Source organism: Siminovitchia sp. FSL W7-1587 (assembly GCF_037963795.1).
GTDB lineage: Bacteria > Bacillota > Bacilli > Bacillales > Bacillaceae_C > Siminovitchia > Siminovitchia thermophila.
This window is the reverse complement of record NZ_CP150169.1, coordinates 1,930,286-1,950,495: the sequence shown is the minus strand read 5'-3', so window position 1 is coordinate 1,950,495 and position 20,210 is coordinate 1,930,286. Positions and strand designations below refer to the sequence as shown.

Sequence of the window (20,210 nt, the reverse complement as noted above, 5' to 3'; positions counted from 1 at the left end):
ATAAAAGTGAAATATTTTATAAGAATACTATTAATTTATAAAGAGAAAGACATCAGTATACAATTACAATAATGATAGAAAAGGAGGTTGACTATTTTGAAACCGATTACAAACGAGCGTGTTATCCGATATCGGGGAACAGAGCTTCATACGAAAGGGTGGCTCCAAGAGGCGGCACTTCGTATGCTTATGAACAATTTGGATCCGGATGTGGCGGAAAATCCCGATGAACTCGTCGTGTATGGGGGAATCGGAAAGGCTGCTCGCAGCTGGGATTGTTTTGACGCACTCGTAAAATCATTAAAAAAATTGGAAAACGATGAAACATTACTCGTTCAATCAGGAAAACCGGTCGCCATTTTTCGTACCCATGAAAATGCGCCGCGTGTCCTAATTGCCAATTCCAACATCGTTCCAGCTTATGCCAACTGGGAAACATTCCATGAGCTCGATCAAAAAGGGCTGATGATGTATGGTCAAATGACGGCTGGAAGCTGGATTTACATTGGTTCCCAGGGAATCGTTCAAGGAACGTACGAAACCTTTGCAGAACTTGCCAAAAAGCATTTTAACGGTTCATTAAAAGGCACGATTACGGTAACGGCGGGACTAGGTGGTATGGGAGGTGCCCAGCCGCTTGCAGTCACGATGAATGGCGGAGTTTGCATTGCAATTGAAGTCGATGAAAAACGGATCGACCGGAGAATTGAAACCCGTTACACAGATGTAAAGGCGACTTCTTTAGACGAAACGATCAGGCTTGCCAAAGAAGCGAAACAAGAAGGAAGGGCTCTTTCGATTGGGTTATTAGGTAACGCATCGGAGTTGCTGCCTGAAATGATTGAGCGCGGTTTTATTCCGGACGTGTTGACGGATCAAACATCTGCCCATGATCCGCTAAATGGATATATTCCTTCGGGCATGTCACTGGAAGAGGCGGCCAAGCTTCGGATAACGAATCCCGAAGATTATGTAAAACGCTCAAAAGCAGCGATGGCGGCGCACGTGAGAGCAATGCTTGAGATGATGAATAAAGGCGCGGTCACCTTTGATTATGGCAACAACATCCGCCAAGTTGCAAAAGACGAAGGGGTCGAAAACGCCTTCGATTTCCCTGGCTTCGTCCCTGCTTATATCCGGCCGCAATTTTGCGAAGGAAAGGGGCCTTTCCGCTGGGCGGCATTATCCGGTGACCCGGAAGATATTTATCAGACGGATGAAGTCATTTTACGTGAATTTAGCTATAACAAACATTTATGCAACTGGATTCGCATGGCCCGGGAGAAAATCCAATTCCAGGGACTACCTTCACGTATTTGCTGGCTTGGATATGGAGAGCGCGCCCGCTTCGGAAAAATCATAAATGACATGGTGGCAAGCGGAAAGTTGAAAGCGCCGATCGTTATTGGCCGTGACCATTTGGATTCCGGCTCTGTCGCTTCGCCAAACAGGGAGACTGAGGCAATGAAAGATGGTTCAGATGTTGTGGCAGACTGGCCGATATTAAACGCGCTTATCAATGCGGTCGGAGGAGCCACATGGGTTTCAGTTCACCATGGCGGAGGAGTCGGAATGGGCTATTCCCTGCATGCCGGAATGGTCATTGTTGCGGATGGAACGAAAGAAGCTGAATCCCGTTTGGAGCGAGTATTGACGACTGATCCTGGCATGGGCGTCGTAAGACATGCAGATGCCGGATACGAATTAGCGGAAAAAACAGCGCGTGAAAAAGGCGTTCAAATACCGATGCTTGCGAACAAAACTTGAAAAAATCGCTTTTGGGGGGACGGTAGAGTGACAAAACCTATTTGGATCAAACATGCTTCACAACTGGCGACACTTGCTTTGAATGGAAAAGGACCAAGGGTAAAAGAGGAAATGTCGGAGCTCGGCCTCATTGAAGACGGAAGCTTGTGGCTTGAAGATGGCGTGATTAAGGCGGTTGGAACGACGGCAAAACTGGAAGAACAATATGGGGAGCGGGAAAATGAAGCGGAAGTCGTCGATGCTTCCGGTTGTCTCGTCACCCCCGGCCTTGTCGACCCGCACACACATGTTGTGTATGGCGGTAGCCGTGAACGTGAGTTTGAGATGAGGTTGGAAGGCGCGACATATATGGAGATCATGAACGCGGGCGGCGGCATCCACGCGACAACGCGGATGACCCGGGAAGCGACGGAAGAAGAATTGATGGAACAAACGATGCGGCGCCTGGATTCATTTTTGACTCATGGAGTCACCACCGTAGAAGGGAAAAGCGGCTACGGAATGAATATAGAGACTGAGTTAAAGCAGCTTCGGGTCATGCAAAAGCTGCAGGAAGCCCACGCGATTGATATCGTTCCTACTTTTATGGGCGCCCATGCTGTTCCACCCGAGTATAAAGAACGGGAAGATGAATTTGTGGATCATTTGATCAAAGAAATGCTTCCAGTAGTAGCGGAGGAAAAGCTTGCTGAATTTAATGATGTTTTTTGTGAAAAAGGCGTGTTTACTCCGGAGCAGTCCGAACGGATACTGGAAGCGGGAAAAGACTATGGCCTCATTCCAAAAATCCATGTCGATGAAATCGAACCGTACGGCGGAGCAGAGTTGGCTGCCAAAGTTGGCGCCATTTCAGCGGAACATTTGCTCAAAGCGTCTGATCAGGGAATCAGGGCCATGGCCGACGCTGGTGTTATCGCCTGTCTGCTGCCCGCTACGGCGCTTTACTTAAGGGAACAGGCGGCAGCCGGCCGAAAAATGGTGGACGCTGGCGTCCCCGTAGCCATCTCCACCGATTGCAATCCCGGTTCATCCCCGACCACATCAATGCCGCTCGTCATGAACTTGGCATGCATCTTAATGCGCATGACACCAGCAGAAGCATTGACGGCCGCCACGTATAACGCTGCCTGCGCCATCAACCGCCAAGACAAAGTCGGCTCGCTGGAACAAGGCAAGCAGGCGGATGTTGTCATGTGGGATATTGAAAACTACCAGAAACTGCAATACTTATTCGGAGTAAATCACGTCAAATCAGTCTGGAAAAAAGGAATTCAGGTGGTGTAGCAAATGGAAGAAAACTGGCTGAGAAAACCCGAATGGTTTTGGAATCCGGCTGATGGCGAACCTGATTTTGTTCACCAATGGGTGCGCTCCCTTAAAGAAGGGGAGACACCCGGCCTGATCCTGTTTGGAGCGCCCATTTCACGCTCCTCGATCAGCGTTTCGGGAGCGTCTTTATATCCGCTGGAATTTCGCAAAATGTGGAAAAGCTTCGCCACATACAATTTAGATGAAAACGTCGATTTATCAGGGTTTCATGTGGCGGACGCCGGGGATGTCGCCATGCACACAACCGATATTGTAACATCGCACAAACGGATTGAAACGGCTGCGGCATATCTTTCACGACATTATCCAGATTCGACCCTTTCCATGATCGGCGGGGATCATTCCACAACCGCCTGTGCCGTTCGTGGAATAAAAGAAACATTTCCTGATGAAACAATCGGCATTCTTCAACTCGATACCCATTTGGATGTCCGTGACCCGGCGGAATTGGGCCCGGCAAACGGAACCCCGATTCGGCAACTCGTGGATGGCGGTGCAGTCAAAGGAGAGAATATCTACAATATTGGCCTCCATGGTTATTTTAACGCGCGTCCTTTAATCGAATATGCCAAAGAACATGGGATCAACATGGTGACTTTGAAACAAGCGAGGGAACAAGGCGTTACCAGCGCTGTTGGTGAAGCGCTGCGCCGCCTGGCTGAAAAAGTGGACCGTATTTACGTCACGGTGGATATGGATGTATTGGATATCACCCAAGCCCCTGGAGTTCCCGCATCCACCCCGGGTGGTATGACGACCATTGAACTATTTGACTCGCTCATTGAAATCGGCAAGTGGAAGGAAGTTCACTATATCGATTTTGTCTGCCTCGATCCGACAAAAGACTCTCCCGTGGCTGAAACCGTGAAAACGGGTGTTTACGCCTGGCTTCAGTTTGTAACAGGGAGAGTGCTGGGGGCGAGGAAGACATAAGACCACAAGTGTTGTGCCGCCGGCTGGGCCGGCGGTCAAGATGAATTTGGTGCGAGCATAAAACAAATAGGAGGAAATCAACATGGATGCAGCAAGAAGAAAGGAAGAGACAGCTATAAAACCGGACTCAAATACACAAATGTGGAAATTTTTTGTTTATAGTTTTATCGGCGTCTTTATGTTTTTCATTCCTGTTACGATAGGTGAACGAAACTCAATCATGTTGGATCATATTGTCTCTTTTATTCAAACAAACCTTGGGACGTTTACACCGTACTATGGATTGATGGTGATTGCTGCAGGAGCCATGTATCCCTTTATTTCGGGAACATGGAAAAAATCAAGCGTAGATATTATTTTCTCAATTTTCAAACTAATAGGGTTGTTCGTTGGTCTCATGCTTGTATTTCAATTCGGACCAACTTGGCTGTTCCATCCGGACATGGGACCATTCCTGTTTGAGAAATTGGTCATTCCTGTAGGACTGCTTGTTCCGATCGGAGCCGTCTTTTTGGCTTTGCTCGTCGGGTACGGCCTACTTGAATACATTGGAGTGATCATGCGGCCAATCATGCGACCCGTTTGGAAAACACCCGGACGCTCTGCCATCGACGCCGTGGCGTCTTTCGTTGGAAGCTACTCTCTAGGTCTCTTAATTACAAATCGAATCTATAAAGAAGGAAAGTATACCGCGAAAGAAGCGTCTATTATTGCCACAGGTTTTTCAACTGTTTCAGCCACATTTATGGTTATTGTTGCAAAAACACTCGACTTAATGGACATATGGAATACGTATTTCTGGATCACGCTCATCGTGACATTTGTGGTTACCGCAATTACGGTAAGAATCTGGCCGCTTTCAAAAATGGCAAACGAATATCATGAGGGTGCGACTCCACAGCCCGAAGTGGAAATTCAAGAAAGTCGTTTTGCCGCAGCCTGGAAAGAAGCAAAAAACACAGTCCAAGAGGCGCCAAAATTACTGGACAACGTATGGATGAATTTGAAAGACGGCTTACTAATGGCCATGGCTATCCTGCCTTCGATTCTTTCGATCGGGCTGCTTGGCCTCGTTTTGGCCGAATATACTCCTGTCTTTGATTGGCTCGGCTATATCTTCTACCCATTTACTTTTATCGTACAATTACCCGATCCATTGTTTGTGGCAAAAGCCGCTTCTTTAGGCATCGCGGAAATGTTCCTGCCCGGACTGTTTGTCACCGAGGCGGCGCTCATCGTGAAATTCGTCATTGCAGTTGTATCCGTTTCCGGAATTATCTTCTTTTCCGCTGTCGTTCCCTGTATCGTCGCAACCGAAATTCCGATTACGATCCCGCAACTGATCATTATTTGGATTGAGCGGGTTATTCTTACAATCTTAATCGTAACGCCGATAGCCTATTTGATCTTGTAGAAAAGAATAATAGATAGATGTACAGGGGAGACTTCTCTCCTGCTATTTTTTTGCATTGGAAGCCGTAGGGTTCGTTTTTATAACGAAATAGGGCAGGGGGAGAGTCATCTTGCCCTAGACATGTTGAAACTGAGGGACGTTGATAATGTATGATAATAGTGTAGATATTTCAAAAATGAGCAAATCTCTCTTACATATCTTTAAAAAGATGTTGTTCGATATTAAACTAATAAGAGAGCTTCAGATGTTTGGCAGCACTGGGTAAAAACTTATTCGTAAAATATTGATCAAAAAGGAGTAAAAAATGTATCAAGTAATAAATAATGTAAGAGTATGGGGAGAACCTCTAGAAAGTGCGGTATCACAAGCCATAACTTGCTCTAAGCATGGAAATGTGGTGCAAACGTTGTTAATGGCCGATCATCACAAAGGATACTCGCAGCCAGTCGGCGGAGTAATTGTGTATGATGGACAAGTTTCACCTTCTGGAGTCGGCTATGATATTGCCTGCGGGAATAAAGCGGTCAGAACGAACTTAAAATATGAAGATGTTCAACATAATATTTCCGGCATTATGGATGAAATTGCAAAAAACATATCGTTTGGTTTAGGGCGCAATAATAACGAAAGAGTAGACCACGAGTTATTTGACGATCCGGATTGGGACGTCTACAAGCAAATCGGAACACATGAACATGACACCCTAAAGGCGTTGGCAAGAAAACAATTGGGTACTGTAGGCAGCGGTAATCATTTTGTAGATATATTTGTAGAGGAAAAGACCGGTGACATTTGGGTTGCCAACCATTTTGGCAGCCGGGGTTTCGGCCATAAAACGGCGAGTGGATTTTTAAACTTGGCGAACGGTAGAAAATTTTCAGACAAAGCCCCGGGAGAAAGCATGGACCAACCACCAACATTGATCGACTTAAATAGTGAGCTCGGAGATATGTATTTCAGGGCTATGACATTAGCGGGAAGGTATGCTTATGCCGGACGTGATTATGTTATGACACAAGTTTTAAATATTTTGGGAGCCGTATCTACATTTGAAGTACACAATCACCATAATTTCGCATGGAAGGAAGTTCATAATGGTCGTGAATATATAGTAGTGAGAAAAGGAGCAACACCTTCGGCACCCGGCCAACTGGGCTTTATTGGTGGCAGCATGGCCGATATTTCAGTTATTGTAAAAGGAAAAGATAGCCAAGAGAATAAAGATGCCTATTATAGCACGGTTCATGGAGCCGGTCGAATCATGAGCAGAACGGAAGCGGCAGGTAAAATGAATTGGAAAACCCGAAGGCGCAGAGGAGGAAAAATTACACCTCAGCAAATGAAAGAAGCAATCGAAGCTTATGGAGTGGAGTTGCGGGGAGCTGGTACAGATGAAAGCCCATTTGTATACAAAAAGCTTCGTACTGTTTTGAACGCCCATAGTGAAACGATCGAAATACTACATGAACTCAGACCTATAGGGGTATGTATGGCAGGTGCGAACGAGTTCGATCCGTATAAAGATTAAAGATTTTAGGTAAGCTGATGAAAATCACCCCTTGAATCTATTGAAACCGTTGGAGTTCCTTTTGGACTCAGGGAATGCTCGATGCTAAAAGCTTTAAGAACTTCATCGATAGGCTTATTTTTAAACTCACTGCTTGATCTGTATGGAATTTTTTATTCTCCTATCATACAACCCAAAAAGGTGTCACTGTTCATTTCTTTAGTGAACTATAAGTCATGGTTGACAAAATAAAAATACTTAAAAATAACATTGAGCTCATAGCGTTTTAAGGAAAAGGGGTTTTATATTGAAAATAAGAAAAATTAAACTGAATGAATTGGATAGATTAGTTGATATATGGTATGAAGCATCAATAGATGCACATGAATTTATCGAACAAGCGTATTGGAAATCACAACGAAAAGCAATGAGGGAAACATATCTGCCAATGGCGGACACATATGTTATTTCAGTAGGGAAACAGATAACAGGTTTTATTTCTATGGTCGAAAATGATGTAGCGGCGTTATTTGTGAAGGCCGATTGCCAAGGCAAAGGCTACGGAAAAAAACTACTGCAGTTTGTAAAGGAAAACCGAAATCGTATTCAATTAAAAGTGTATCAGAAAAACGAGCAAGCAATTCGTTTTTATCTTAAAAATGGTTTTGAAATTCGTGAGGAACAATTAGATGAACTCACTGGGGAGAAAGAATATTTGATGGAGTGGACAACATAATAAACCTTAAATTGTTGGGAGCGCTGTTCAGAGGTTTACGCCTGATTCATCAAGCTTACGTTTGAGATCAAAGGTCATTGAGTGAAGAAGAGGACTCGTATGACAATGCAGTGACTGAGGAAAATGATAAAAAGTCAATGTGCCTTTTTTATAAAAAGGAAACATGATTTTATCCTGTAATATTTGTCGTCGATCCATCTCATGACATCAACCCCAGGAGATCGACGACAAATCAAAACAGTACAAAAGCTAGAAAACACCAGTATTTTGAGCCAATTTGGAAAAAAACCTTCCATTTTTATGAAATATGTGTTATATGGTAAATATGATAAGACTCATGTATTTTGGGGTTTGTATCTTACCTATGAGGAATTGAAACTGAAGCTTTCGAGGATGCAATGATGAATTGGCTAGGGTTAACATCTTACCTATGAAGAACTCTTGCATATTGGTTCTTGATTCCGGTTGCTCAATGAGCGTTTCACTTTCCCATGAGTCTGGCAACCGCCGCGGTCTTTATAAAATTCACCTTGCCTTCTTCCCTATGAGCTTTTCTCCGTGCTTTGATTTTCGCTCTGCCTCTCCGAATCTCTTTCTCGTTTATCCCGCATGTAAGGTGCCGTAAGACTCCCACTTCAAAATCTTGACTGAATACAAAAAGTATAAGTGTGAGCAAACGGCACCTAAATGCCCGATTAGTTCAACTAACATTCAGTAGGAGCCCTACTGAATGAAGATTCACTTTATCCCGCATGTAAGGTGCCGTAAGACTCCCACTTCAAAATCTTGAGTGAATACAAAAAGTATAAGTGTGAGCAAACGGCACCTAAATGCCCGATTAGTTCAACTAACATTCAGTAGGAGCCCTACTGAATGAAGATTCACTTTATCCCGCATGTAAGGTGCCGTAAGACTCCCACTTCAAAATCTTGAGTGAATACACAAAGTCTAAGTGTGAGCAAACGGCACCTAAATGCCCGATTAGTTCAACTAACATTCAGTAGGAGCCCTACTGAATGAAGTTTCACTTTATCCCGCATGTAAGGTGCCGTAAGGCTCCCACTTCAAAATCTTGAGTGAATACAAAAAGTCTAAGTGTGAGCAAACGGCACCTAAATGCCCGATTGGTTCAACTAACATTCAGTAGGAGAGGGAAGAAAACTCCTACTGAATGAAGTTTCACTTTATCCCGCATGTAAGGTGCCGTAAGACTCCCACTTCAAAATCTTGAGTGAATACAAAAGGTGCATGTGGGAGTAAACGGCACCTAAATGCCCGATTGGTTCAACTAACACTCAGTAGGAGAGGGAAGAAAACTCCTCTGAATGAAGTTTCACTTTATCCCGCATGTAAGGTGCCGTAAGGCTCCCACTTCAAAATCTTGAGTGAATACAAAAGGTGCATGTGTGAGCAAACGGCACCTAAATGCCCGATTGGTTCAACTAACATTCAGTAGGAGAGGGAAGAAAACTCCTCTGAATGAAGTTTCACTTTATATCTTTCCTATGAGCTTGTCTCTGTTTATTGCTCCGATAGCTGATGTTCTGTCAAAGAAGTCTCAGTCATCGGAGCATCCGCCTTTTGGGGGCGTCTTCATGGCTATCCGTTTTTGATATCTGCACTGAATTAAGCGATCCATGAATGAGGTTTCCGTCGTCTTTATGGCTTTATGTTTTGATATCGTATTGCTTTATTTTTCTATATAGGTTTGCTCGGGACATTCCGAGTAATTTGGCCGCTGCGCTTTTGTTGCCAAAGGTTTTGTTTAGGGCTTCTTGGATGCGCTCTTTTTCTAACAGGGCTTTTTCTTTTGCGAGTCCCGCCTTTTCTTCTGCTTTTTTGGTGTTGGCCGGAAAGATTTGGGTGATGTCTTCGGCATGGATGATCGGTTTTTCTGAAAAGATGATCATTCTTTCGACCACATTTCTCAGTTCTCGAATATTTCCGGGCCAATGATAGTTCATGAAGCATTCCAAGGCGCTGTCAGAAAGGGAGGGGATTTCTTTATAGTATTTTATTGCAAATTCTTGTATGAAGTTATTGGCTAAGAGCGGGATGTCTTCCAATCTTTCCCGCAGGGGAGGGATGGGTAATGTAACCACATTGAGACGGTAGTACAGATCTTCCCGAAAGGTGCCTTGTTTCACCATCTCTTCTAAATCGCTGTTGGTGGCGGCCACAACGCGAATGTTTACTTTAATAGAGGTGTTGCCCCCAATGCGATATACTTCTCTTTCTTGGAGGACTCTTAGTAATTTGACTTGCATGTCAAGGGGCAATAGACCAATTTCGTCCAAAAATAAAGTGCCTCCTTCGGCCATTTCCACTTTCCCCGGTCTGCCATCCCGGTGCGCGCCTGTAAAAGCGCCTTTTTCGTAACCGAAAAATTCGCTTTCAAACAGGGCTTCGGGAATGGCTCCGCAATTAATGGCAATAAATGGCTCCCGACTTCTGAAGCTTGCTTCATGGATGCCTTGGGCGAACAGTTCTTTCCCAACGCCGCTTTCTCCGTGAATGAGGACTGTCGCATCCGTTTTAGCCACTTTTAGCGCCAATCCTTTTACGAGTTGAATCGCTTCGCTATTCCCTTTAATTTCCGAAAAAGGACCATTTTGTTCCTGTACTTTATATTGCCTTTTTATGTTTTGGAGCTGGGTTGTTTGCAAGGTCAGCTTTTCGTTTAATTTTACGATGTTGGTAATATCATGGTCGATGGAAATGGCTCCGATTAACTCTCCATTTTCATCAAAAATAGGCGCCGAGCTGATGACTACGTGCTTATCCGGCCGGGGTTGGTGGTAGACGTTATGGACAGGCCGTTTCGTTTTTAGGATTTCCAATAATTTCAAATCTTTTCTTTTAAAAAACTTGCTTATTTTTCTATGTTCAATGTCTCTAAGCGGTATGCCGTAGATCTTTTCTGCTTGGGGATTCCAATATTGTACTTCGCCCGATGCGTTAATAATGGTAATGGCATCCGCACTTGTTTGTATTAACGTCTGTAAGAAATAGTGTGAATGTTTAAAGTATTGTTCTTTCATAACCAACACCTTCGTTAAAATAGTGTAACATCTGCCATTTCTATTAAACAAATGTGTAACATTTTTGGACACTTCTTATTGTAATAGATGATCAACAGAACAGCAATTGTAGCAAGTATACCTATTAAAATGTGTTGGCACAATTTTTGCTACCTCTATTATATAGAAACATATTTACGAGGTGAAATGGTGAAATGATTGAGATAGAAAGTTACATAGAAACCATTGATGCGCATGTGATGGGAGAAGCGGCCAGAATTGTCATCGGAGGGATTCCGGAGATTCTTGGTGAATCCATGATGGACAAAAAACGTTATGTGCAGAAAAATATGGACGATATACGAAAACTGTTAATGCATGAGCCAAGAGGGCATCTGAATATGTTTGGCGCCATATTGACCACGCCTTGCCAGCCATCATGCGATATTGGGGTTTTATTTATGGATAGCGGCGGTTATTTAAACATGTGTGGCCATGGAACGATAGCGGCTGTCACAGTGGCTGTCCATAGTGGCCTCATTGAAAGAAAAGACAAGGTATTTTTGGATACGCCTTCCGGAATTGTCGAATGTCATCTTGTTTATGAGCAGGATAAAGTGAAGGAAGTGTCATTTATCAATGTTCCGGCCTTTTTATATGAACGCGGTGTAAGCGTTTTTGTTGAAAATGTGGGGCATGTGGAAATGGATATCGCTTTTGGCGGCAGTTTTTTTGCCATTGTCGATGCAGAACCATTTCAACTACAACTAACCACTGAAGAACAGGAAAAAATTACCTCATTGGGCATGAAGATCAGAAAGGCGGCAAACGAACAGTTGACGGTCAGCCACCCGTACATTCCCGAGATCAATACGATTGATCTCGTAGAATTTAGTTTACAATTAGATGAACATTATTATCGGAATACCGTGGTTTTTGGCGATGGCCAAATTGATCGGTCACCGTGTGGGACAGGCACATGTGCAAAGCTTTCCACATTGAACCTTAAGCCTGGTGAATATATTATCCAGGAAAGTATTATTAGATCACAATTTAAAGGCGAGGTAGTCGGTTATACAGAGGTTGGAAACTATAAAGCGATTATCCCGAAAATAACGGGGTCCGCTTGGGTGACCGGCATTCATAAATTCTCATTGGATGTGAGCGATCCATTCAAGGAAGGCTTTCTTTTACGATAAATCTATTCATCCTTTCTCGAACAATCGGACGAAATGATGAAGCCAATACTCAGTCCGCAATTTCAAGGAAGTGGCGGGAATTATGAATAGAACATTGCGTTTTTTTTCATCATTTCATTTGGGGAACGTCGCGGTTATTTCATTTTAGGCACATTTCCGGCGGGCAGCACACTCAAAACCGGAAAGGAAAAATAGATTTGAAGGATAACATGTTCACGAAAAAAATAGAAGGGGAAGCTCCTGGATGTTCTTCCCCTTCTCATTAGAGGAGGAACTTGAGGTGCAAAAAAAACTGCCCTTTCTACAAATACTCGCAATAGGTTTGATGCTTTTTTCGATGTTTCTAGGTGCTGGAAACGTGATATTCGCGCCAATGGTAGGACAGCAGGCAGGTGGAAATGTCTGGACCGCTATGGGCGGGTTTTTAATTACTGGTGTCGGTTTGGTGTTATTGGCGATTATTGCGTTGACACGCGGCGGAGGAACAGTGGAAAGACTTGCGGGCAGAGTGGGTCCCCGTTTTGCTGTTATATTTTCAGTATTGCTGTTCTTAACGCTTGGCCCCATTTACGTCATTCCCCGGACAACATCTGTTGTCTATGAAATTGCGATTAATCCACATGTGCACAGTAAGGAAAATGCCAGTCTTTACTTGTTCATTTTTTCTACAATATTCATTGTCTTGACGATTTTGCTCTCGTGGAATACGACCAAATTTGTCGATCGTTTAGGAAAAATAATCACCCCTGTCTTTTCAATATTATTAATCACTTTAATTGCCAAGTCGCTGATTACACCAATGGGAAAGATTGGCGAGCCTCAAGAGGAATATTTGAGCGGAGTTTTTATCAAAGGGTTTACAGAAGGATATTATACAATGGATGTTCTTGCCGCCTTTGTATTTGGGGGAATCTTCATTAAATCGATCAGCTCTTTAGGAATCCAATCAGAAAAAGAAGTGTCACGGGTTTTTATTCAGGCTGGGATGATCACGATGATTGGACTTGTGGCATTACAACTCTCAATGGCCTGGATTGGCGCCTCTAGTGTGGATTCCATCGGCTTGAAAGAAAATGGAGGAGAAATATTGGCTCAAGGCTCCAAGGTGCTGTTTGGGCAAGGCGGGGTATATATGATTGGGGCAGTCATTTTCTTAACTGGGATCACAACGAATGTTGCTTGCTTAGCGTCCGTTTCCGAATATTTCGAAAGGATCATTCCGTCCGTTTCTTATAAAAAGTGGCTCATCCCATTTTCGCTTGTTGGTTTGATCATTACGAACTTTGGATTAAATAAAATCTTGACGCTTGCTTCGCCTATTCTTTTATTGTTATATCCGATTGCGATTGCTTTGATTGTATTAATCTTTACAAACAATTTATTTGGCGGATATAAGTCGGTTTACGTTGCCACCATAACCGGTGTCGGTTTTGTCGCTATTCTCGATGCTTTAAAAGAAGCAAACATCGCGCCTGAAGCGATCAATCAAGTATTTGATTTCATTCCATTATTTACAAATGGCGCCGGATGGATTGTAACCGGTTTAATTGGCTTTTTGCTTGGCCTTATAATTGCCAAAGTTCTCAAAGAGCCGGCCGATCTCATCCAAATCACAAGTCAAAAGCGTCCCGACCATGAGTGTGAGGAACATGTTGAACATCTACCTATCAAATAAGCTTGAAAGCGCCCACAGTCCAAGTATCAGCAGTCACAGGACTCACGGCAACTAAAGCGAAGGCTTTATCCAATACAATAGACGCTCAGACATAAGCCTAAACGGCAAAGATGATGATGCCGCCATAGGTATGATGAGATTAGTGGTTAAAACCATTGAGTAGGCTCTTATATCATGAAGTGTATGTTCCAAGTCTTGTTGTTTTTTCTCCGCAATCAGTTCTTCTGCAAGCCGAATCCATAGAGGCTTCAAAGAATACTTTTCAAAACGGATTTTTTCCTTGGACATTCACTAGTGGTTGGCAGGAAAGAAAATGATGGCTTGATCGTGAAAATAAAAAAAGTCACTAGTGCTAAAGCAAAGGCAGTGACCATGGCTGTAAGTCCGTCTTGTTTTGACATTGCTCCAAACAAGAAGCCCCCTTTCTGTTGACACTTTTCGCTCTCTATGGTATTTCATAAATGATTAGCACTTTCCTGATAAGAGTGCTAGCCATTGATCAAATCGATGAAAGGGGTATACATATGGCGAAGCAGGCGTTTAAGGCGGAATCGAAGCGGCTGTTGGAAATGATGATTCATTCGGTTTATTCCAACAAGGAGATTTTTCTGCGGGAGCTGATTTCGAACGCGAGTGATGCAATTGATAAGATTTATTATAAAGCATTGACGGATGATTCTTTGGTGTTTGATAAGGACAGTTATTATATCAAAGTAAAGGCAGACAAAGATGAGCGCACGTTAACGGTTACGGATACCGGCATCGGGATGACGAAAGACGAGCTGGAATCAAACTTGGGAACGATTGCGAAGAGCGGTTCGTTGGCGTTTAAAAACGAAAATGAAATCCGGGACGGCCATGATATTATCGGCCAATTTGGCGTCGGTTTTTATTCCGCGTTTATGGTGGCGGATCATGTGACGGTCATTACGAAAGCGCTGGGGAGCGACCAGGCGTACAAATGGGAATCGTCCGGGGCTGATGGATTTACGATTGAACCGGTGGAAAAAGAATCGATCGGAACGGAGATTATTTTAAAAATAAAAGAGAATACGGAAGATGAAAATTATGATGAGTATCTTGAAGAGTATCGTTTAAGAGCGATCATTAAAAAGCACTCTGATTTCATTCGCTACCCAATTAAAATGGACGTGACCGAACGCAGGCTGAAAGAAGGCAGCGAGGACGAATACGAAGACTACATCGAGGAACAAACGATTAACAGCATGGTCCCCATTTGGAGAAAAAACAAAAACGAGCTGACCGCGGAGGACTACGAGAATTTTTATCATGAAAAACACTACGGTTTTGATAAACCGATCAAGCATATTCATATCAAAGTCGATGGAACCGTCCGGTATAACGCCATTTTATTTATCCCTGAAAAAATTCCGTTTGATTACTATACGAAAGAGTTTGAAAAAGGGTTGGAGTTATATTCCAATGGCGTCCTCATTATGGAAAAATGCGGAGATTTGCTTCCGGACTACTTCAGCTTTGTAAAAGGGATGGTCGATTCCGAAGATTTATCGCTCAACATTTCAAGGGAAATGTTACAGCAAGACCGGCAATTGAAGTTTATCGCGAAAAATATTAAAAATAAGATCAAAAGGGAACTTGAAAGTCTTCTGAAGGACGATCGGGAGCAATATGAAAAATTTTTCGAGGAGTTCGGCAGACAGCTTAAGTTTGGCGTATATAACAACTTTGGGCAAGATAAAGAAATGCTGCAAGACCTGTTATTGTTCTACTCGTCGAAGGAAAAGAAGCTTGTTACATTAGACGAGTATGTATCTAGAATGGCGGAAGATCAGAAATATATTTATTATGCGACAGGTGAATCGATCGAAAGAATTGCCAAATTGCCGCAAACCGAGCTTGTTGCAGATAAAGGGTATGAAATTCTGTATTTCACTGATGATGTCGATGAATTTGCGATTAAAATGCTCATGAGCTATAAAGAGAAAGAGTTTAAAAACGTAGCGAGCGGCGATTTGGGCATAGAAGAGGAGCAGGATAAAAAGCAGACGGAATCGGAAGAAAAAGAAAACAAAGAGCTGCTTGATTATATGAAAGAAGTGCTTTCCGGAAAAGTGAAAGACGTGAAAATATCAAAACGGTTGAAATCCCATCCTGTTTGTTTGGCGGCGGATGGTGAAGTATCCATCGAAATGGAAAAAATACTCAGCGCTATGCCGAACAATGAACAAGTAAAAGCAGACAAAATTCTGGAAATCAACGGAGATCACGATGTATTTCAAGCGTTAAAATCGGCGTTTGACCAGGACCGCGAAAAGGCAAGATTATACACAAACCTGTTATATAATCAGGCACTCCTAATTGAAGGCTTGCCGATTGAAGATCCGGTAGAATTTACAAACAATATGTGTAAAGTAATGGTATAAAAGATTAGGCCTCCCGCTTGAGTCAGGGAGGTCTTTTTGCGGAATAAAAAGGTACGGCCATGATCGGCTTCTTCACGGGTGTCCGGCCGGTAACGAAACACACTTAACAGCCTTCCGTCTTCATATCCATGGCCGGCTTCTTGGCGTGCCGCTTTATATCCGTCTTAACAGCCTTCCGTCTTCATCCCCCGTTCCATGGCCGAAACGTATACGGAATTCCGATCATCTTCGCGGTTAACTCATCATATGAGGTCAAATCACTTCTGGAAAGCTCGCTCAAGGATCGCTTTCCCATCGCTCTTAAGGCGATTTTGATTTCTTCCGTGCTGGCTGACAAGAATTTCTCGGTCGTTTTAGCGCCTTCCTCCATATTAAATTGGTTGTTGAACTTGCCTTCGTGCCAAACAACTTGAGTTGGCGGTTCAAAAGGCAATGCCCGGGTGACCTGCGTATGTGATAGCGCGAAAAGGATGGCCGATCCCAAGTAAACAGCGTCGGCTCCGAGGGCAAGCACTTTTAAAAAGTGGCCGGGGACCAAAAGTCCACCAGAGATAATTAAACTTACCCGCTTCTGCATTTTTCTTTTTCTTAAATGATTGGATGCCCGGACGACCGCGTGCAACGTCGGGATGCCAAAGTCATCCGACAAAATTGGCGGGCTGGAATGTGTGGCGGCTTGCGCCCCGTCTATCGCGATAACATCAACACCCATTTCCAGCAAGTGATCAATATCTTCTTCAATTTTTCCGCCGGCTCCTATTTTTACCCCTATGGGAACACCGCCCGTTAAACTTCGAAGTTCATCAACAAGCTCCTTGAGGTCTTTTATTGTTTGGTCATCGAAAAAATGTTCATGGATAATGGCGTCTTCATCTTCTTGCAATCCCATGATTTTGCGGGCTTTTCCCGTCAGATTTTCGGGTGATATTTTAGAACCCATCCCCAATTTTGCACCTTGCCCCAGCTTAATTTCAATCATGTCTGCACGCTTAATAATCTGCTCATCTTTTCCCCATTCGGTTTTGGAAAACTGTAAAATGTATTTTCCGGCTTCGTTTAATTCCTCTGATAAAATGCCGCCTTCACCTGAGTTAAGCGCTGTTCCAGAATTGTTGGCGGCTGTTGCCAAAGCGATTCTTGCTTTTTCGCTAAGTCCCACTCCATAAGCCATTCCGCCAATCATGAGAGGAATTTTGATCTTCATTGGCTTTTTGGCCTTTGGTCCAATGGTGACACTTACATCGACTTCTTCTTCGGTGGATACCGCAAAAGGTGTCGTTTGGGCAGGAATAAAGGTAATTGGATCAAAGTGGGGCCAGCTTTTTGAAGATCCAAGCGGCCTGTTCAGAATATCTCCCGTTTCCGCTCGCAAATTATTCTCGAGCGTATTTTGAATACCCATATGTTTTAGACCAGGCAATAATTCAATAATATTTTCTTGGTAGCTGTCTGTGAAAATGATTTTTCCGACCTGTTTTACGATTTGTTTCATTATCCAACGCCAGCCAATGATCAGCAATAAAAATGCCATCAATAAAAAGGCGACGATTCCAAATGTTATATAGGACAACATAATCGGCATGTTCCAGTCCTCCAGCAAGTTTTAGGAGATGTGTCCTTTTATTATGACTCAGAACCGAAAAAACTATGTCTATAAGAAAGCTTGGCATAGAAGCTTGGTCATTCGAGCAAATTAATCTCAATCAAGATGGGAAGGAAACGAAAAATGGGCATATATAAAAAAGGCATACTTGCAACGGCTACAAAGTCCAACATACAGCAAAACGATACAATGAACATAGATAAAAAGGTCGAACACCGGCCTTGGCCGCTGCCTTCCAATAAGTGGATTATGCGCCAAGTTTGGAGGAACGTATTGTTTCTCCATTGGCCCATCAAGCCCCGATTGATAAGGCCGCATCTTCCGCCTGAGTTGGAGATTGATACTTTTGAAGGTTTTGCCTGGATGGGGATCGTGGCGTTTACAATGAAGGGGATTTATTTTCGCGGGCTGCCGTTCTCTGTTGTTCCGTCTTTTCCCGAAGTGAATGTCCGTACATACGTCACTTATAAAGGGAAACCTGGTGTGTTTTTTCTCTCTCTTGATGTAGACGACTGGGCTTCCCTCAACATAGCGAAAAGATGGTATCGCTTGCCGTACAATCCGGCAAACATAGAAGTACGGACTGGAAGAAACGGTGCCATCCAATATAGAAGTGTCCGAAAAGCGGGCAATCCGTTGGCGTTTGATGGAAGCTGCATCCCGGCCAACGATACTTATTTTGCCGAGAGTGGAACACTTGAACATTGGCTTACCGAAAGATATTGCTTTTATACAACCCGGAACGGAAAAGATATTTATCATGGCGACATACATCATCTTCCATGGCCTTTGAAAAAGGTAGATGTTCATATCAATCAACATACTCTCTTTTCCCCATTCGATATTCGTGTTTCCAACGATCCTCCCATCGCTCATTTCTCGCAAGGAGTGGATTCACTGATGTGGAATGGAAAAAGATTAAAGATGGACTAGCCTTCTGTTCATTTTTCAAAAATCCTCATAACAGTTTCTGTTATCACTGTATAAAAAATCCCATTTGTAAAAAGATAAAAGAAAGGTTGAATGGAGGGGAATTGGCTTGATTCGGAATGTGCAGAAGTTGTTAAGGAAAAAACGCAAAAAACAACCGGCGAATCATGTGCAAATTCCCAAGCCTAAAGAGGCTCTGTTTGAAGATTTCAACAAAAACGTTGAATTATTCCGTTCGATTTACAACAATTGTTCCGATGTCGTATTTCGGGAGTTCCGTTTGTTTGGCAATGTGCAAGCGATGATTATCTATATTGAGGGGCTTACCGATACGGAAAAAATTGATAATCATGTGATTTCTCCATTGATGCAGAAAAAGGACCCAAAGCCGCAGCAACCAAGCATTGGGTTTATTGAAAACAACATATCCGTATCTAAGACAAAGAAACTGAGCCTATGGGCAGATTGCATCGAATCCATTTCGGGAGGCAGCTCCATTTTGCTGATGGAGGGGGAGAAACAAGCCCTCTCTTTAGGCTTAACGAAGTTTGAATCCCGGGCGATAGAGGAGCCCGAGGCTGAAAAAGTGTTAAGGGGACCGCGTGAGGGATTTATTGAATCTCTTCAGGTAAATACGGCCATGCTGAGGCGCATTATTAAAAGTCCCGCACTTAAAATACAATCCATCAAATTAGGCAAATATTCAAAAACCAGCGTTGTGTTGGCTTATATTAACGGGATTGCAAACCCGACATTAATTAAAGAAGTTGAAAATCGGTTAAAAAGAATTGATATTGATGGCTTTATTGACACTAACTATGTCGAAGAGATGATTGAAGACAATCCATTCTCCCCTTTTCCTCAACTAATGGCAACCGAACGTCCGGATGTGGTCAGTTCCAATATACTGGAAGGACGGGTAGCCATTTTGGCAGAAGGGACTCCATTTGCTTTGATTGCGCCAATTACGTTTTTTTCAATGCTGCAGGCGCCTGACGATTATTACGAACGTTACATTATCGGCACGGTTATTCGTTGGCTCCGTTATATATTTCTGTTTATTTCACTTGTGCTTCCTTCCCTTTATGTAGCTATTACGAGTTTTCATCAGGAAATGATACCGGACCCTTTGCTGCTCAGTATTGCGGCTTCGAGAGAAAGCGTTCCTTTTCCTGCATTAGTAGAAGTGATGATCATGGAATTGATGCTGGAAGCATTGCGTGAAGCGGGTGTCAGGCTGCCTAATCAGATTGGCGCCGCGGTCAGTATAGTCGGGGCCCTCGTCATTGGGCAAGCGGCAGTTCAGGCAGGATTGGTGTCGGCTCCGATGGTGATTGTTGTGGCGACGACAGGAATCGCATCCTTCATGTACCCCCATTATATTCTGGGATATTCTATACGGCTTCTTCGCTTTCCAATGATCATTCTGTCGGCGACTCTGGGCCTGCTCGGCATCATGATGGGGATATTGGCCATTATCATACATTTATGTACATTAAGATCTTTTGGAGAACCTTACTTGGCACCGCTGGCGCCGCTGAAGAAGCACGAATTGAAAGACGTCCTGTGGAGGGCGCCTATATGGATGATGGATAAGCGCCCACATTTCGAAAAAGATATAAACGAATATCGGCAAGCACCAAACCAAAAGCCGGGTCCGCTAAGGGGTGGGGAAACCGAAGATTAAGGAAT

At 43.5% G+C, this 20,210-nt stretch carries 13 protein-coding genes; 11 read left to right on the top strand and 2 right to left on the bottom strand.

Annotated features, from left to right (window positions below; all coding sequences use genetic code 11):
- Positions 1 to 96: 96 nt before the first annotated feature.
- From hutU to NST31_RS08960, 6 genes are all read left to right on the top strand, one after another.
- Positions 97 to 1,767, top strand: a complete 1,671-nt coding sequence (hutU, locus tag NST31_RS08985) for a urocanate hydratase (RefSeq protein WP_339165139.1) — start codon at positions 97 to 99, stop codon at positions 1,765 to 1,767.
- Positions 1,768 to 1,794: 27 nt separating this feature from the next.
- Positions 1,795 to 3,051, top strand: a complete 1,257-nt coding sequence (gene hutI, locus NST31_RS08980; RefSeq protein ID WP_339165138.1) for an imidazolonepropionase — start codon at positions 1,795 to 1,797, stop codon at positions 3,049 to 3,051.
- 3 nt (positions 3,052 to 3,054) lie between these two features.
- Positions 3,055 to 4,029 carry an agmatinase family protein gene (locus tag NST31_RS08975; RefSeq protein WP_339165136.1) on the top strand — a complete coding sequence of 325 codons (975 nt, stop codon included), beginning with the start codon at positions 3,055 to 3,057 and terminating at the stop codon, positions 4,027 to 4,029.
- An 82-nt stretch (positions 4,030 to 4,111) separates the two neighbouring features.
- Entirely contained in the window at positions 4,112 to 5,443 is a 1,332-nt protein-coding gene (locus tag NST31_RS08970; protein WP_339165134.1) for a YjiH family protein, read from the top strand.
- 304 nt (positions 5,444 to 5,747) lie between these two features.
- Positions 5,748 to 6,971 carry an RtcB family protein gene (locus NST31_RS08965; RefSeq protein WP_339165132.1) on the top strand — a complete coding sequence of 408 codons (1,224 nt, stop codon included), beginning with the start codon at positions 5,748 to 5,750 and terminating at the stop codon, positions 6,969 to 6,971.
- A 286-nt stretch (positions 6,972 to 7,257) separates the two neighbouring features.
- Complete coding sequence (locus tag NST31_RS08960) at positions 7,258 to 7,686, top strand: N-acetyltransferase (protein WP_339165131.1); 429 nt, start codon at positions 7,258 to 7,260, stop codon at positions 7,684 to 7,686.
- A 1,667-nt stretch (positions 7,687 to 9,353) separates the two neighbouring features.
- Here the strand turns inward: NST31_RS08960 and NST31_RS08955 are convergent.
- Complete coding sequence (locus tag NST31_RS08955) at positions 9,354 to 10,727, bottom strand: sigma 54-interacting transcriptional regulator (RefSeq protein ID WP_339165129.1); 1,374 nt, start codon at positions 10,725 to 10,727, stop codon at positions 9,354 to 9,356.
- A 194-nt stretch (positions 10,728 to 10,921) separates the two neighbouring features.
- On the opposite strand from NST31_RS08955, the gene NST31_RS08950 reads away from it, so the two are divergent.
- The 3 genes from NST31_RS08950 (at position 10,922) to htpG (ending at position 15,985) form a co-directional block, all read left to right on the top strand.
- Positions 10,922 to 11,905, top strand: a complete 984-nt coding sequence (locus NST31_RS08950; RefSeq protein WP_339165127.1) for a proline racemase family protein — start codon at positions 10,922 to 10,924, stop codon at positions 11,903 to 11,905.
- 280 nt (positions 11,906 to 12,185) lie between these two features.
- Complete coding sequence (gene brnQ, locus NST31_RS08945) at positions 12,186 to 13,580, top strand: branched-chain amino acid transport system II carrier protein (RefSeq protein WP_339165125.1); 1,395 nt, start codon at positions 12,186 to 12,188, stop codon at positions 13,578 to 13,580.
- Between the two features lie 524 nt (positions 13,581 to 14,104).
- Entirely contained in the window at positions 14,105 to 15,985 is a 1,881-nt protein-coding gene (htpG, locus tag NST31_RS08940; RefSeq protein ID WP_339165123.1) for a molecular chaperone HtpG, read from the top strand.
- A gap of 181 nt (positions 15,986 to 16,166) precedes the next feature.
- On the opposite strand, the gene NST31_RS08935 is transcribed toward htpG, so the two are convergent.
- Positions 16,167 to 17,567, bottom strand: a complete 1,401-nt coding sequence (locus NST31_RS08935) for an FMN-binding glutamate synthase family protein (protein ID WP_339165121.1) — start codon at positions 17,565 to 17,567, stop codon at positions 16,167 to 16,169.
- Between the two features lie 144 nt (positions 17,568 to 17,711).
- Here NST31_RS08935 and NST31_RS08930 point away from each other — a divergent pair, with 144 nt between their 5' ends.
- Positions 17,712 to 18,521 (top strand): DUF2071 domain-containing protein, encoded by an 810-nt coding sequence (locus tag NST31_RS08930; protein ID WP_339165120.1) that lies wholly within the window; start codon positions 17,712 to 17,714, stop codon positions 18,519 to 18,521.
- Positions 18,522 to 18,627: 106 nt separating this feature from the next.
- Positions 18,628 to 20,205: a spore germination protein gene (locus tag NST31_RS08925; protein WP_339165119.1), complete on the top strand. Its 1,578-nt coding sequence runs from the start codon at positions 18,628 to 18,630 to the stop codon at positions 20,203 to 20,205.
- The last annotated feature ends 5 nt before the right edge of the window (positions 20,206 to 20,210 follow it).